14 protein-coding genes and 1 tRNA gene are annotated in these 14,459 nt (G+C 48.9%); 13 read left to right on the forward strand and 2 right to left on the reverse strand.

Features of this window, described 5'->3' with window-relative positions; all coding sequences use genetic code 11:
• Positions 1–35 precede the first annotated feature (35 nt).
• From rlmE to ACJJH9_RS03060, 10 genes are all read left to right on the forward strand, one after another.
• Positions 36–659 carry a 23S rRNA (uridine(2552)-2'-O)-methyltransferase RlmE gene (rlmE, locus tag ACJJH9_RS03015; RefSeq protein ID WP_252083196.1) on the forward strand — a complete coding sequence of 208 codons (624 nt, stop codon included), beginning with the start codon at positions 36–38 and terminating at the stop codon, positions 657–659.
• A gap of 175 nt (positions 660–834) precedes the next feature.
• Positions 835–2,763 (forward strand): ATP-dependent zinc metalloprotease FtsH, encoded by a 1,929-nt coding sequence (gene ftsH / locus ACJJH9_RS03020; protein WP_252083195.1) that lies wholly within the window; start codon positions 835–837, stop codon positions 2,761–2,763.
• Positions 2,764–2,857: 94 nt separating this feature from the next.
• The gene (gene folP, locus ACJJH9_RS03025; RefSeq protein ID WP_444924253.1) at positions 2,858–3,706 is read left to right on the forward strand and encodes a dihydropteroate synthase; all 849 of its coding nucleotides are present in this window, start codon (positions 2,858–2,860) and stop codon (positions 3,704–3,706) included.
• A gap of 93 nt (positions 3,707–3,799) precedes the next feature.
• Complete coding sequence (gene glmM, locus ACJJH9_RS03030; RefSeq protein WP_444924254.1) at positions 3,800–5,152, forward strand: phosphoglucosamine mutase; 1,353 nt, start codon at positions 3,800–3,802, stop codon at positions 5,150–5,152.
• A 127-nt stretch (positions 5,153–5,279) separates the two neighbouring features.
• Positions 5,280–6,014, forward strand: a complete 735-nt coding sequence (tpiA, locus tag ACJJH9_RS03035) for a triose-phosphate isomerase (protein ID WP_444924255.1) — start codon at positions 5,280–5,282, stop codon at positions 6,012–6,014.
• Between the two features lie 68 nt (positions 6,015–6,082).
• Positions 6,083–6,523 (forward strand): preprotein translocase subunit SecG, encoded by a 441-nt coding sequence (gene secG / locus ACJJH9_RS03040; protein ID WP_252083192.1) that lies wholly within the window; start codon positions 6,083–6,085, stop codon positions 6,521–6,523.
• Positions 6,524–6,531: 8 nt separating this feature from the next.
• A tRNA-Leu gene (locus ACJJH9_RS03045) sits at positions 6,532–6,617 on the forward strand.
• A gap of 165 nt (positions 6,618–6,782) precedes the next feature.
• Positions 6,783–7,040 carry an Arm DNA-binding domain-containing protein gene (locus tag ACJJH9_RS03050; RefSeq protein ID WP_444924256.1) on the forward strand — a complete coding sequence of 86 codons (258 nt, stop codon included), beginning with the start codon at positions 6,783–6,785 and terminating at the stop codon, positions 7,038–7,040.
• 27 nt (positions 7,041–7,067) lie between these two features.
• Positions 7,068–7,358: a phage integrase central domain-containing protein gene (locus ACJJH9_RS03055; protein WP_444925201.1), complete on the forward strand. Its 291-nt coding sequence runs from the start codon at positions 7,068–7,070 to the stop codon at positions 7,356–7,358.
• Between the two features lie 685 nt (positions 7,359–8,043).
• Positions 8,044–8,925, forward strand: coding sequence for a putative selenate ABC transporter substrate-binding protein (locus tag ACJJH9_RS03060; RefSeq protein ID WP_444924257.1), 882 nt, complete (start codon positions 8,044–8,046; stop codon positions 8,923–8,925).
• 391 nt (positions 8,926–9,316) lie between these two features.
• On the opposite strand, the gene ACJJH9_RS03065 is transcribed toward ACJJH9_RS03060, so the two are convergent.
• Both ACJJH9_RS03065 and ACJJH9_RS03070 read right to left on the reverse strand, forming a co-directional pair.
• Positions 9,317–9,724, reverse strand: coding sequence for a hypothetical protein (locus tag ACJJH9_RS03065; protein WP_444924258.1), 408 nt, complete (start codon positions 9,722–9,724; stop codon positions 9,317–9,319).
• Positions 9,725–9,776: 52 nt separating this feature from the next.
• The gene (locus tag ACJJH9_RS03070) at positions 9,777–10,100 is read right to left on the reverse strand and encodes a hypothetical protein (protein WP_444924259.1); all 324 of its coding nucleotides are present in this window, start codon (positions 10,098–10,100) and stop codon (positions 9,777–9,779) included.
• Between the two features lie 1,520 nt (positions 10,101–11,620).
• On the opposite strand from ACJJH9_RS03070, the gene ACJJH9_RS03075 reads away from it, so the two are divergent.
• The 3 genes from ACJJH9_RS03075 to ACJJH9_RS03085 are packed head-to-tail and all read left to right on the forward strand — an operon-like array spanning position 11,621 to position 14,361.
• Positions 11,621–12,412, forward strand: a complete 792-nt coding sequence (locus ACJJH9_RS03075; RefSeq protein WP_444924260.1) for an ABC transporter permease — start codon at positions 11,621–11,623, stop codon at positions 12,410–12,412.
• Entirely contained in the window at positions 12,409–13,119 is a 711-nt protein-coding gene (locus ACJJH9_RS03080) for an ABC transporter ATP-binding protein (RefSeq protein WP_444924261.1), read from the forward strand. Before ACJJH9_RS03075 ends, ACJJH9_RS03080 begins: the two co-directional genes overlap by 4 nt.
• Positions 13,120–13,134: 15 nt before the next feature.
• Positions 13,135–14,361, forward strand: coding sequence for a KpsE/RkpR family capsule polysaccharide export protein (locus ACJJH9_RS03085; RefSeq protein WP_444924262.1), 1,227 nt, complete (start codon positions 13,135–13,137; stop codon positions 14,359–14,361).
• Positions 14,362–14,459: the final 98 nt, after the last annotated feature.

Here is a 14,459-nt window from a genome sequence, read left to right on the forward strand (position 1 = left end):
CTAATAAGCTGTAGTGATTGTAGGCATTGTACCCGATGGGCCGATCTAAGAGCAGCCACCGCTGGCTGCGTGAACATTTTAATGACCATTACGTCAAACAGTCCCAGAAAGAGGGCTATCGCTCCCGTGCCAGCTACAAGCTGCAGGAGTTACAGGATAAGGACCGCCTGTTCAAGCCAGGCATGACGGTTGTCGACCTGGGCGCTGCACCGGGAGGGTGGTCTCAGGTGGCGATGGAGCTAGTGGGGCACAAAGGCCGGGTTTTGGCGTCTGACATATTGCCGATGGATCCCCTGGCCGGTGTGGACTTTGTGCAAGGTGACTTTACTGAGGAGTCAGTGCTCAACGAGCTGCTGCAACATCTTGGCGATGAGATGGCAGACCTTGTGATTTCCGATATGGCCCCCAATATGAGTGGGATACGCGATGTTGATCAGCCCGCCTCCATGTATTTGGTAGAGTTGGCAGTAGATATGGCTCGGCAGGTATTAAAGCCTGGCGGTGCTTTTGTTGCCAAAGTCTTCCAGGGTGAGGGGTTTGATGAGTTGATCCGCGACTTGCGAGCGAGCTACAACAGTGTTGTGACTCGTAAGCCTGGCGCCTCCAGACCTCGCTCTCGCGAAGTCTATTTGGTGGCCAGGGGCTTTAAGGGCAATTAGGCGCGAAGGCGTATTTCTAGTCTGCCTGCTCGATATGGTATAAGCAGTATTCCTATTGGGCGGCAGGGCTGTTGTCTCCTACACCTATACTGATTTGATGGGTATAGATAGGATTGGCACAGCAAAATGAACGGATTTTGAGTGCGAAAGCGAGAGGGCTATCCCTTTGAATGATATGGCAAAGAACCTTGTACTGTGGTTGATCATCGCGGCGGTGCTGCTGATGGTATTTCAGAATTTTAAGCCGCAGACACGGGATGAGGCTCTCAGTTATTCCGACTTTGTTCAGGATGTGCAGTCGGGACAGGTGAAAAGCGTCGTTGTGGATGGTCTGGTGATTACTGGCGAAAAAGCCGACGGCAGTCGTTTCAAGACTATCCAGCCACAGATTATTGACGATGAACTCACCAATGAGTTGGTGCGCAGTAATACCCAGTTCGTTGGCCGTGAACCTGAATCTCCCAGTATCTGGCAGCAACTCTTGGTAGCGAGCTTCCCGATCCTCATTATTATTGCCGTCTTTATGTTCTTCATGCGCCAGATGCAGGGCGGTGCTGGTGGCCGTTCCGGGCCTATGGCTTTTGGTAAAAGTAAAGCGCGCCTATTAGGCGAAGATCAGATCAAGACCACCTTCGCCGATGTTGCGGGTGTGGATGAAGCAAAGGAAGAAGTACAGGAGCTGGTAGAGTTTCTACGAGACCCCACCAAGTTCCAGCGCCTGGGCGGTAATATCCCCCGTGGTGTACTGATGTGTGGTCCTCCCGGAACCGGTAAGACCCTGCTGGCTAAGGCCATTGCCGGTGAGGCAAAAGTGCCCTTCTTCTCTATTTCCGGTTCCGACTTCGTAGAAATGTTTGTCGGCGTGGGTGCTTCCCGCGTCCGTGACATGTTCGATCAGGCCAAGAAGCAAGCTCCCTGCATTATCTTTATTGATGAAATCGACGCCGTAGGCCGCCACCGTGGCGCCGGTGTTGGCGGTGGTCATGACGAGCGTGAACAGACACTCAACCAGCTACTGGTAGAGATGGATGGCTTTGAAGGCAATGAAGGGGTGATCGTGATCGCCGCCACTAACCGCCCGGACGTACTCGACCATGCTCTGTTGCGCCCTGGTCGATTCGACCGTCAGGTTTTTGTCGGCCTACCGGATATCCGTGGCCGCGAGCAGATTTTGACTGTGCATATGCGTAAGGTACCACTGGATGACAAGGTCAATGCTCAGACTATTGCGCGGGGTACACCCGGTTTCTCCGGTGCCGATTTAGCCAACTTGGTGAATGAAGCTGCACTTTTTGCTGCTCGCGCTAATAAGCGAACGGTGACCATGGAGGAGTTTGAGCGTGCCCGTGACAAAATCATGATGGGTGCCGAGCGCAAGTCCATGGTGATGAATGAGAAAGAGAAAGTGAATACTGCTTATCATGAAGCGGGTCATGCGATTATTGGTCGCCTGGTTCCAGAACATGATCCGGTTCACAAAGTCACCATTATCCCTCGCGGCCGTGCACTGGGTGTTACCCAGTTCTTGCCTGAGGAGGATAAGTACAGCCTCTCCAAGCGTGCAATTGAATCCCAGTTGTGTTCACTGTTTGGTGGTCGTATTGCCGAAGAGATGACCCTGGGTATAGATGGTGTGACAACCGGCGCGTCCAACGATATCGAACGCGCTACCGACTTGGCACGTAGTATGGTGACCAAATGGGGACTCTCTGAGAAACTTGGTCCCTTGCACTATGGAGAAGATGAAAGTGGCCAGCCGGGGCAGGGTAACCCGGTTTCCGGCAAGACCTCTAATGATATTGATGAAGAAGTTCGCCGTATCATTGATAGCTGCTATGAACGTGCCAGCCAGCTGCTAGAGGAAAATCGGGATATCCTTGAAGCGATGAAAGATGCCTTGATGGAATATGAAACCCTGGACGCAGAACAAGTGGACGACCTGATGGCTCGTCGCAAAGTGCGTCCACCTAAAGACTGGGAAGACAACAATTTTGGCTCCGGTGGCAACAGCTCAACCGATGAAGTGGATAAAACGGATACATCTGAGGCCTCTACGGAGGCAGACAAGAGTAACCCGGTTGGTGGCCCGTTAAACGAGCACTGATTCTCAGCGAAACATTTAAATGGCATAAACGGAATGTAGGTCGGGATGGCGTCAGTCCACCCCGGTTCGACATTCCGTTTTTTTATCTCTGTATATGAAAATCACCTGTGGAAAACACACACTAGACCTCTCCTCACCGGTAGTGATGGGGGTTCTCAATACCACCCCAGACTCTTTTTCCGATGGCGGCAGTTACTATCAGGCTGGCATGCTAGATCTGTCTCTTGTCTTGCGCCGGGCCGAGCAAATGCTAGACGAGGGGGCCGCAATTATTGATGTGGGTGGGGAGTCTACTCGACCTGGAGCTTCTCCTATTTCTGAGGAGGAGGAGCTCGACAGAGTACTTCCCGTGGTAGATGCGATTTGTACGAGGCTGGATGTCGTCGTCTCGGTAGATACCAGTACACCAACAGTGATACGCGAAGCCGCTAAAGTGGGAGCAGGGCTTATCAATGATGTTCGTGCACTTGAGCGAGAGGGTGCACTTGAGGCTGCTGCGCAAACAGATTTACCGGTATGCCTTATGCATATGCAAGGACAGCCGGATACCATGCAAACTTCCCCCAATTATAGAGATGTAGTAACGGAAGTCGCCCATTACCTGGCGGGCCGTATTGAGGCCTGTGGTGCGGTGGGAATTAACCGAGAGCGCCTCTTGCTGGACCCAGGCTTTGGCTTTGGCAAGAACGATGCTCATAACCTGGCTTTATTAGGTGCCTTGTCGCAATTGGGCCCAGCGGATGTGCCTATACTGGCTGGCTTGTCGCGTAAGTCGATGATCGGGCGCCTGTTGCAGCGAGAGGTGGAGGATCGGCTTCCAGGTAGCCTTGCACTTGCTATGCTAGCAGCCCAGCGAGGGGCAAAGATTTTACGGGTACACGATGTTGCAGAGACAGTTGATGTTCTGCGATTACAGCAAGTTGTCGAGGGGTTTAAAGCCTAATTCTTACAAACATTAGCCTCCTAAAATTGTAGAGGCATTTTTAAAATTTTTACAAATTAAATGCGGCGTAGTTAGCTGCAGTAGAGAACAGAAATGGAAAGAAAGTACTTTGGCACTGACGGAATTCGTGGACATGTGGGAAAGGGGCCAATAACCCCGGACTTTATGCTGAGGTTAGGGTACGCCACCGGTAAGGTACTGGGAAAGATGTCCGCGGGTAAGAGGTCCAGTCGCCCCTATATTTTGATTGGCAAGGATACGCGAGTGTCCGGCTATATGTTTGAAGCTGCCCTGGAGGCGGGTTTAATCTACTCAGGAGTTGATGTGGGCCTATTGGGCCCCATGCCTACCCCTGCTATTGCCTACCTCACTCGCACTTTCCACGCTCGGGCGGGAATCGTAATCAGCGCCTCGCATAACCCTTTTCACGATAACGGCATCAAGTTCTTCTGTGCCGAAGGCTACAAATTGCCCGACGAAGTAGAGCGCGAGATCGAAGCGGCGCTCGAGCTTCCCATGGAAGCGGCGGAAAATCTAGGCAAGGCATATCGAGTAGATGATGCGGCCTCGCGTTATATCGAATTCAGCAAAGCATCCACACCTTGGAACTTTTCTCTGGGTGGTCTCAAAATCGTTCTTGATTGCGCAAACGGGGCCACTTATCACATAGCACCAAAGGTCTTTCGAGAGCTGGGGGCAGAAGTTACTGCCTTAAGTGCTAGCCCGGATGGACTAAATATCAATCTGGAGTGTGGCTCTACCAAACCCAAGCAGTTACAGAGCGCAGTAGTGGAGCAAGGTGCAGATCTCGGGATCGCTTTCGATGGTGATGGAGACAGGGTTTTGTTTGTAGATCGCAATGGTGATCTTGTCGATGGGGATCAGCTGCTCTTTATTATTGGTCTTTACCAGCAGGAGCATCTTGGTGGCTGTAAGGGCATTGTCGGTACCCTGATGAGTAATTACGGCTTTGAGTTGGCCCTGCGGGAGCGCAATATCCCGTTTGAGCGCGCTAAAGTTGGCGACCGCTATGTGCTCGAAAAAATGAAGGCCAATGGCTGGATGCTGGGTGGTGAATCTTCTGGCCATATCATCTGCGCCGATGCTTCAACAACCGGAGACGGCATTGTTGCTGCTCTTCAGGTGCTTCGAGCCCTTTCTGAATTTGGCCTACCTCTGCACCAGCTCAAGGCGCGCATGCAGATGCTTCCCCAGCACATGATTAATGTGCGACTTGGACATCGCGATGGTATACTCGACCATCCGGAAGTTATGGCAGCGGTCAGTGATGCGGAGCTTCAACTCGCTGACAATGGTCGTGTTCTACTGCGTCCCTCTGGTACTGAGCCCCTTATCCGGGTAATGGTGGAAGGCCGTGATAGCACTCAGGTAGAGCAACTGGCACAGCAGATCTCCGCTGTAGTACAAAGGATTGGGGGCGGCTGAGCCCTTCATTAGGGGTGCTCCTGAGGTGTTCTATATGGCGCCATCAGTGAGATAGGCAAACTCGTATATTTTTGGTTGTATGTTGGCGGCAATGTCGCTAAGATTTGCGCCCCTTAAAGGAGCACACATGCGAATACCGCTGGTAGCAGCTAACTGGAAAATGAACGGCAATAAAGCCTTTGCCGAACGTTTTTTTTCTGACTTCGACCTGCAGGCTATTGCCGCTCACGTGGTTGTTTGCCCGCCATTTCCTTATATTCCCCTGGTGTCCCAGGTAGCAGAAGATAGGGAGCGCTTTAGTGTTGGTGCGCAAAACCTTAGTCAGGAATCCAGTGGCGCGTATACCGGTGAAATATCCGCTGAAATGCTGCTCGACTGGAATGCTCGCTATGTCATTGTTGGGCACTCCGAGCGCCGCAGCCTCTATGGGGAGACAAGCGAGCTGGTAGCCAAGAAGTTTGTGGCTGCCCAGCAGGCTGGTTTGATCCCGATCCTTTGTGTCGGGGAAACCCTGCAAGAGCGTGAGCAGGAGCGTACTCTCGAGGTGATCGCAAACCAGCTTAAAGCTGTTAGAGACATCATCGAAAGTGATACCTGGAAGCATTCAGTTGTGGCTTATGAACCTGTTTGGGCAATAGGCACAGGTAAAACTGCAACGCCTGAAGAAGCACAGGACGTTCACCAATTTATTCGGGGTGAGCTCGGTAATGTAGGTGAGCAGGTACAGATTTTATATGGCGGTAGTGTAAAATCCGCTAATGCCAGCGCCTTGTTTGCGCAGGCTGATATTGACGGCGCCCTTGTGGGTGGCGCTTCGCTTGATGCGAAAGAGTTCGCCGCAATTTGTCGCGCTGCTGAATAATATTCAGCGAGCGGATTAGGGAATACTAAAAACGGGTTAGCACAACCCCGGCAGAGAGTTTCCAGAAAATGGAAGAAATTGTTTTAGGTATACACGTTCTGGTTGCATTGGGTATTATCGGCCTGATTTTATTGCAGCAAGGTAAGGGTGCCGAGGCCGGTGCCTCCTTTGGTGCAGGTGCATCTCAGACAGTTTTTGGTAGTCAAGGTGGCGGAAATTTCTTTTCCCGCTTGACAGCAATTCTTGCTACTGTATTCTTCGTCACCAGTTTGGGGCTGGCCTTTTTGGCTCGTCAAAACGCAGATGCCGATGTCGATGCAAATCTGCCGCAAATACCCGCTGCAGTTGAGCAAGTTGGACCGGCCAACGAGTTGCCAGAAATCGAAAGCGATATCCCGCAACTTGAATCAGATCTGGAAGCCGGTGATGTTCCTCAGGCTCCGACTGAAAGCAGCGATTCGCAAGAGCCAGCTGTAAATCAGGAAACTGATTCAGAGGAACAGCAGTAAAGATTTTTGCCCAGGTGGTGGAATTGGTAGACACGCTATCTTGAGGGGGTAGTGAGCTATGCTCGTGCGGGTTCAAGTCCCGCCCTGGGCACCACATCAAGATCCGAAGAAGTTCGGAATCATTCAGAAAGCCCGGTAAATCCGGGCTTTCTGCTATTTGGAGGGTACGTAGCCCTCCGCTCTCGTTCGTTGTCATCCGGTGCTATCTGGTGCTACATTTGGTACTACCTAGTTCAATTTAGAAACTGGTAGCACCACCATGGCTCTGACAGATACTCAAATCAAGCAGGTCAAACCAAGCGACAAGGATCAGTGGCTTACGGGTGGACAGGGGCTGCGCCTGTTGATCAAATCTACTGGCTCCAAGTATTGGCGGCTTAAATATCGATTCCAAGGAAAGCAAAAGACGTTGGCCTTGGGCGTTTACCCCTCTGTAAGTCTCAAATGGGCGAGGCAAAAAGTAGCTGAAGCAAAACAGCTGCTAGTAGAGGATCGTGACCCTTCAGCACAGAAATGAGTTGAGAAGTACCAGGCTAGAGTCAGTATTGACCGGAGTTTTGCTGCTGTTGCAGAAGAGTGGTGGAACCACCAGAAAGGAACCTGGACAGAGGACCATGCCAACCGTGTATGGACTAGGCTACGAGATAATACCTTCCCTCGAATTGGCCAAAGGCCCATAGCCGATCTTCAGCCCCAAGATGTAATAGCCATTGTCCGCGATATAGAGGAGAGGGATGCGATGGATGTTGCGCAACGGGTTTTACAAGTTATTCGCCGCTTTGTCGCTATGCGGTTCAGGTTGGCAAGCTTACGCATAATCCCGCAATTGAGTTAACGGGTATTTTGCGTGGCCGAAAAAGTAGCCACCGGGATTCCCTCCCGCGAGAAGAGTTACCCTGCTTCCTGAAAGAGTTAGACCTTTACCAGGAGCGAGAGCGGATATTAACCAAGCTCGCTATCCAGTTATTGATACTCACCTTCGTTCGACCTGGGGAATTACGTTGTGCATGTTGGGAGACTTTGAATCCTCTCTTTGGCGAATCCCCGGTGAGCGTATGAAGATGGGCACGGATCATATAGTACAGCTATCTACTCAAGCCTGTGCTGTCTTGGAGGAATTAAACCCCATCAGTGGCCAATATTTAAAGCATAAGGGTTAGCTGTGCCTTAGTGGGGCGTTATCGTTGACAGCTTCCATAGCGGTTAGCTGTTCTTAAAATAATCCGGCTAACCCCCTGTGGTAGCTTCGAATACAGCAGGGTAATCAACGGTAGAAAGGGGGGCTGCGAAAAGTGGTGCAGATTCTCGCCTTTGTATACTTCCGTCAAAGAATTCCCCACCACCTTTATATTAACAGTTCAGATAATACGTATAATGGTGAAAATCTATCTTGCTCTTGGTTATCTAAATAAACACCATACATTTTAGTTACACTTTTTTATCTATATATAATACTTATATTTACTTGCTTATTTTTAGAATATAAATTTCGAATTGCGAATCTGTAGAGGACCAACAGAATGTTAAAACGTTTAACTGTGTCTATTCTCAGCCTCATAATGCTATTCGGCATATCTCTCATATCTTCCCAAGAAGATATAAAGCTGTTTGTTTTTACTGCCATCCCGGACCAGGACCCGGTACGCTTACAAAAACGCTTTGGCAAAGTTGCACAGTATTTATCTGATACGCTAGGGGTTGAGGTTAAGTACTTACCCGTAGATTCCTATAGCGATACGGTCGAAGCTTTTAGAAATAATAAAGTTCAATTGGCTTGGTTTGGTGGTTTTACTGGGGTGCAGGCTCGTATTGCGGATCCTGGCGCCAAAGCCATTGCTCAAGGTGAAGAAGATCAAAATTTCACTTCCTACTTTATTGCCAATAAAAGCACCGGACTCAAACCGTCAGAAGACTTTCCCCGTGGTATTGAGGGTATGACGTTTACCTTTGGCTCAGAACACTCTACTTCTGGACGACTAATGCCGGAATATTTTATCCGAAAGGCATTGGATAAACCTCCAGCTGATGTGTTTAGCCACGTTGGTTTTGGTGGCCATCATTCTAATACCTTGGATCTTGTGCAGTCTGGGAAATATCAGGTTGGAGCCCTGAATTACAAAGTGTGGGAGAATGAAAAGAAAGCTGGAAAAGTGGATGAGAGTAAAGTCCAAGTGATCTGGAAAACTCCGGGATATCCAGATTACAACTGGACAATTCGTGGAGATGTCGATGATGCCTGGGGTAATGGATTCACAGAAAAGGTGCAACAGGCGATTTTGAATATGCGAGATCCAAAACTACTTGCCGCATTTCCCCGTAAAGGGTTTATCAAAGCCGATAACTCAATGTACCAACCAATCGTGGAGGTTGCCCACGAAATTGGCTTATTGAATAACGAGTAAGCAAATTAAATTCAAATTGTCCCTGCCGAAGGGGATATTGCTTACCTAAGAGGTCTCTGGGGTAGCCATGAAAAATCTTAGCTTTTACAAGCTGAGCCGATCAAAGAATATATGCTACTTAGAGTCCAACAATAATATTGAAGCTATTGGGCAGAATAGAGCTTAAGTAAATTTATTATAATTCTAACTAGTCCAGTTTAGGTGCTGGGCTAGTATTTATCTTAGTGTTAAAAATTTTCCCTATTAAAACTCCCTTCCTATTACTTGCCTATCCAAATAGATACTAATCTCCTCATAATCAATACCGTGTTCCGCTTGATAAGACTGAGTAACCCGCTCATTAGTATGCGCTATCAATTGCTGCACTGACTGCACGTCGTATCACATCAGCTTAAACCGGTCTGAGGCCAGGCTGCGCACTTCGTGGAAGCTGGGTGGAGTTTTGTTTTTGGGGTAAGTCGATATAAAGTCCAGTAGGGTTGCGAGCTTCTGTAAACATATCGCTCAGTCGGCCGGGGCTTACCTGGTAAACATGCTCTTTAGTCTTTCCGGTGCACCGTTGCTTAGGTGTGTGGCTCAGTATGTAGGGGCAGCGGCAATTTCTTAGGCTGAGTTCCCTTACACGGCTAATAAGTTTGCCAAGTTGTTGGTGGGTTTTTAAATTAAAACTTAGATGGTTGGCGGCGAGACTGTCTCGTTGCGCTTCGGATTTATTGATTGTTTTGCGTAGATTGTCGCCTTGTAGCTGTTTCTCAACGTTCAGCTCACAAATATCAGCACGGAGCATAGTTGTGAGCATACTGATACCCAAAGCTATTTGCAGAGTGTCATAACCCATCTCACCGGCCTTTTCATAAATGGTCCAGTAAGCCTCTAGGGTTAGGCGTTGATGTTTCTTGGTAGGTTTTCAGTAGGCGCGGTCGATCATCGGCTGCGGTAAACGGGTTGCTTTCCAGTTTGCACAACCCTTCAGCCATTAAGAAATTAAAAAATTTATTAAATTCCGAGCGGCGAGCATGCTGCTGATGAAAGGTAAGGGATTCCCACCACTTGCGCAGATCCGCTAGCTTCGCTTTGTGCACTGGGATGGACTTAAAGTCCTCGCCAAAGTGCTTTAGGGCGTTACAGCGATTGCGCCAGCTAGCTTTACTGGGTAAGAGTGGGTCATTCTCCACCCACCATTCCATATAGCGCACGGCATGATGGGCAAAGCTAGCTCTATGGGGTATTTTACCGGGTCTGCGTTTTACGTTATCGCCACGGTGAGTATTGGCCTATTCGGGCATGTGCAGGGCATCTTCAGGGGATGCTTTGAAGATCTTGTTGGAGCCATCCGGGCGGCGATAGCAACAGTATTTTCCCTGTGGCGCGGGTCCGGGTAGAGGTTGTCCGTTAGTGGGGTAGTGCCCACCATACGGGGGCGGGGCTTTTTAGGTCTGACCATTTCCTTGCTCGACTACTGCTTTATCTGCTTTCAGCCAGCAGGCTTAGTCCGCTTCTGAGTTGGCCAAAGTTGACCGCATGTCTCTACTCAGGTGGTAACACAGAAGTGATGATTCTTTGTGGGTAGCAGCTGCTGAAAATTGAATATATGAAAGATTTGAGCCGTGCTTTTTATGTCATCGACACACACTTTTTAGAAATCATGAACGACTTCTTTCTTGAGGGTTTGACTTCATTGGGGGTAAGTATCAGTGGAGCCAGCTGTTAAGTTAGGAGCAGAACATGAAAGAGCTATAAGATTTGATCCCCACATGCTCCGAAGTTGCTAGATGGCTTCGTTTGTATACTCACAATTTTGATAGCTGGCGTAGATGCCTTTGCAAGCTAACGGGTGTTTTGCATTTCACTACAAACTATGGCCAAGTTCAAGGTGCTCGGCCTACCCACCTCATGAAAACTGTACAACAGTTTCAAGTCAATTTCGGAAATGAGTTGTGTCTGTAAATCTTGCTTCTTAATCGATAGGAGGGTTTCCGTACTGATTACTTGCGGGCATATGTGGTCAGCATGACTTTTAAGTGGGTTGTGAGTGCTAACATACCTATTAAGCGCTAGCCTGCTTCCTTTCATATTTACTTGTAGTACAAGTTCCATTTTTCTAAGGATGTTCTGAACAAGTCTTGGATGCTGGGCCATTCCACTATTTTTGGGGTACGATTTTTAAAAATTATCTTTCAAGTTTGGGGGGGTAAATCCTTAAGAACTTCTCGTATCACTTTTGTGGATGCGTATAAAATCAGTTCGATTCGTATAAAAATAATACTGTGCTTTCGTTGTGGCTTTAGAGGGGTAAGTGCTCACAAAGTAAGTTAAGGGAAGGCTACTCGTTTGCCCATTGATGACAGGCACCAGACGCACATTGAGACTGGTTTTTAATCTGTGTAAGTTCTGCGGTTTGTAAGAAAGCAAGTTATCAGGCGGGATTCACGTAATGGCGCGTAATTAATTTAGTGTGACGTAGATCAATCGCCGCGTTAACATGCCGCGCTGACCAATAAGGCTGGTGATGCACTCAGGAGGAGTCATCATCCAATTGTGTAAGCTATGCCGCTCGCATACTTAAGATGAGTGAATTTCTATCAGGTATCACTCGGCTATTTGAAGTAAATCCTTCCAAACGGATTTGTAACCATTATCTCAGTTCCACGCTTGTGAGAGGGGGACTGGTTCACAGTTATTCAAGAAAGCTGCTATGGGCCCAACAACTTCGCGCACTGTCTGGCAGATCCAGCGGGATGTGATCTACGCACTGCTTGTGCGCGAGATGAAAACCCGTTTCGGCAAGTTGAAGCTGGGCTATGCCTGGGTGTTGTTAGAGCCAGCCATGCATATCATGGTCCTGGCAGCTCTCTTTAGCTTCCTTGGGCGAGAATTCTATCCCGGAATTCCCACCATGTTGTTTATGCTCGCTGGCATCGCTCCGTTTCTATTTTTCTCCCACTGCTTTAGTAAGTCTATGGCAGCTGTGGACTCTAACCGCGGGCTGTTCAATTATCGCCAGCTGCGCCCCTTTGATGCGGTTGTAAGCCGGGTGATGCTGGAGTTTGTAATCTACTTGGTAAGTCTGGTGGCGCTGCTAGGGGTACTGGCTTGGATTGGTATATCTGCGAGCTTTAACAATTTTCTCTTGTTGGTTGTTGTGAACATTCTCTATCTGTGTTTTTGCTTCGGTATGAGTCTGGCGCTTTGCGTAGCCGGTGCAAAATATCCTGAGATGTCAAAATTTGGTTCATTGATCCAACGACCACTCTACTTTATGTCAGGGGTATTCTTCTCTCTCGAGCAGATACCTGAGCAATACCACCCCTATCTCGCCTGGAACCCCTTGCTTCATGTGATCGAGCTAACCCGTGAAGGATTGTTCAGTAGCTACCACGGCATGTTTGCCAACTTGTCTTACCTGGCCTTCAGTTCGTTGGTCATGCTCGGCTTTGGCTTGCTGGTCTACCGCAGTCAGTGGCAAGACTTGGTGCGCAGCAAATGATTGAGTTGCGCAATTTGACTAAGTCTTTTCGCACGCCGAATGGTCGCAAGGTGCTGTTCAAAGATGTGAATGCTGTTTTCCCAGAGGGCAAGAATATCGGCATCCTTGGGCGCAATGGTGCTGGCAAATCGACCCTGTTGCGGATAATGGGTGGCATTGATTATCCAGATTATGGGCGGGTCATAACCAACGAGCGCATCTCCTGGCCTATGGGCTTGGCAAGTGGTTTCCAGGGCAGTATGACAGGGCGAGAGAATGCCGAGTTTATTTGTGGAATCCATGGAATTTGGGGAGGGGGCCGGCAGAAGGTACTGGATAGGGTTCAGGACTTTGCCGAGATTGGCGACTACTTTAATGCGCCGGTCAAGACTTACTCTTCCGGTATGCGCTCCCGCCTGGCGTTTGGCCTGAGTATTTCTGTGGATTTCGATTGTTATTTAGTAGATGAGGTGATGTCAGTCGGTGATGCGCACTTCAAACATAAGTGCGAACAGGTGATCGCCGAGAAACGCAAATCAGCCAATTTTATTATTGTGGCCCATGCAATGCCGCAACTGAAAAAGAATTGCGACGTTGGTATCTATCTCGGGCCGGAAGGGCTGCGGATATACGATACCGTAGACGAAGCCATAGAAGTTTATCAGCAGGGAATTCCCAAGCCCAAGGTGCAACCACAGAACAGGGCCGCACAGGCACTTAAGGCATAGACAATGGAAACAAATATGCAGCTCGATACAGAGCAAAAGACTAAGCCCGATAGTGGCGCACTAAAAAGAACCGCCGAGGTTGTAAAAGACCTGTTTACAGGTTTTGCTGCGAATGAACCGCAGCCGCAACCTGGAGCAGGTCGCTCGCGCATGAGCCCTTGGCATGGATTACTACTTTGTGTTGGCCTGCCTATACTTCTTGTATCTGCCTATTATCTTTTCTTTGTATCGGATCGCTATGTCAGTAGTACCCAGCTTATTGTAAAAGATAATGGTTCCAGCCAGGGTATGTCATCCTCACTTGGCTTCCTGTTACCAGGGGTGGGAGCAGACAATCAGGATGCCTTCCTAGTGGTCAACTATATCCAGTCTCTGGATATGGCGGTATATCTGGATAAGACATTACAGTTGAGTGATTATTACAAGAGCGATCGTTACGACATCTTCTCAAGTCTCGGCTCGGAGGCCACCCAGGAAGATTACTTGAAATACTACCGCGAACATATTGCGGTTGGTTACGATGAGTCTACGGGCATTATTACAATCGAAGCGCAGGCTTTTGAGCCTGAATTTGCACGCAGATTAGTTGAGACCGTTACCCAGAAATCTGAAGATTTCGTGAATGCTCTTAGCAATCAGCTGGCCGACAAGCAAGTGGCTTTTGTTCGAAGTGAGCTGGAGTTGGCGCAGAATAAACTCCGCGCCTCCAAGCAGGAAATTCTCGATTTTCAAAACCGCAATAAGGTAGTCAGCCCGGAAGAGCTGACCAAAGGCATCAGCGGCATTATTCAAGGATTGGAGGCGAAACTTGCTGAGCAGCGTGCCAAGCTGACTGCGGCCAAAACCTACCTTAATCCTGATTCCTCTCAAGTTGTCTCTATGCAAGCTGAAATCAATGCCCTGGAGGGGCAAATAGCTGAAGAGAAGGAACGCCTTGTAGGTGTCTCAGACGCTCAAGGAGAACAGCGCCTCAACAGCTTGAGTGCATACTTTCAGAATTTGGAATTGAATCTTCAGTTTGCCACCGATGCTTACGCCGCATCTCTTAAAGCTTTGGAGACCGCGCGAATGGAGGCCTCCGGAAGGCTGAAGCACTTAATGGTTGTCAGCCAGCCATCGTTGGCTGAGAAAGCGGAATATCCACGCAAACTTTATAACCTCGCTAGCCTGGCAATTATCCTGCTATTAATTTATGGCATTGTGAAAATGCTGGTATCCAGTATTCGCGACCACAGGATCTAGAAAGGTTATTGCCTCTCGGTGAAGTACCGGGGATAAGCTAAAAAAGCTGGATTATTGAAAACAAAATCTAGACTTTATACATAGAGACTCAAACTAAA

Source organism: Microbulbifer mixtoriginis (SeqCode) (assembly GCF_052466715.1).

Excerpts from the sequence above, each read along its gene's own strand:
- ACJJH9_RS03060 (WP_444924257.1), top strand. The coding sequence starts at position 8,044 with ATGTTAAAACGTTTAACTGTGTCTATTCTCAGCCTCATAATGCTATTC.
- glmM (WP_444924254.1), top strand. The coding sequence starts at position 3,800 with ATGGAAAGAAAGTACTTTGGCACTGACGGAATTCGTGGACATGTGGGA.
- ftsH (WP_252083195.1), top strand. The coding sequence starts at position 835 with ATGGCAAAGAACCTTGTACTGTGGTTGATCATCGCGGCGGTGCTGCTG.
- tpiA (WP_444924255.1), top strand. The coding sequence starts at position 5,280 with ATGCGAATACCGCTGGTAGCAGCTAACTGGAAAATGAACGGCAATAAA.
- folP (WP_444924253.1), top strand. The coding sequence starts at position 2,858 with ATGAAAATCACCTGTGGAAAACACACACTAGACCTCTCCTCACCGGTA.
- ACJJH9_RS03075 (WP_444924260.1), top strand. The coding sequence starts at position 11,621 with ATGGGCCCAACAACTTCGCGCACTGTCTGGCAGATCCAGCGGGATGTG.
- secG (WP_252083192.1), top strand. The coding sequence starts at position 6,083 with ATGGAAGAAATTGTTTTAGGTATACACGTTCTGGTTGCATTGGGTATT.
- ACJJH9_RS03065 (WP_444924258.1), bottom strand. The coding sequence starts at position 9,724 with ATGCTCACAACTATGCTCCGTGCTGATATTTGTGAGCTGAACGTTGAG.
- ACJJH9_RS03050 (WP_444924256.1), top strand. The coding sequence starts at position 6,783 with ATGGCTCTGACAGATACTCAAATCAAGCAGGTCAAACCAAGCGACAAG.
- ACJJH9_RS03080 (WP_444924261.1), top strand. The coding sequence starts at position 12,409 with ATGATTGAGTTGCGCAATTTGACTAAGTCTTTTCGCACGCCGAATGGT.
- rlmE (WP_252083196.1), top strand. The coding sequence starts at position 36 with ATGGGCCGATCTAAGAGCAGCCACCGCTGGCTGCGTGAACATTTTAAT.
- ACJJH9_RS03085 (WP_444924262.1), top strand. The coding sequence starts at position 13,135 with ATGCAGCTCGATACAGAGCAAAAGACTAAGCCCGATAGTGGCGCACTA.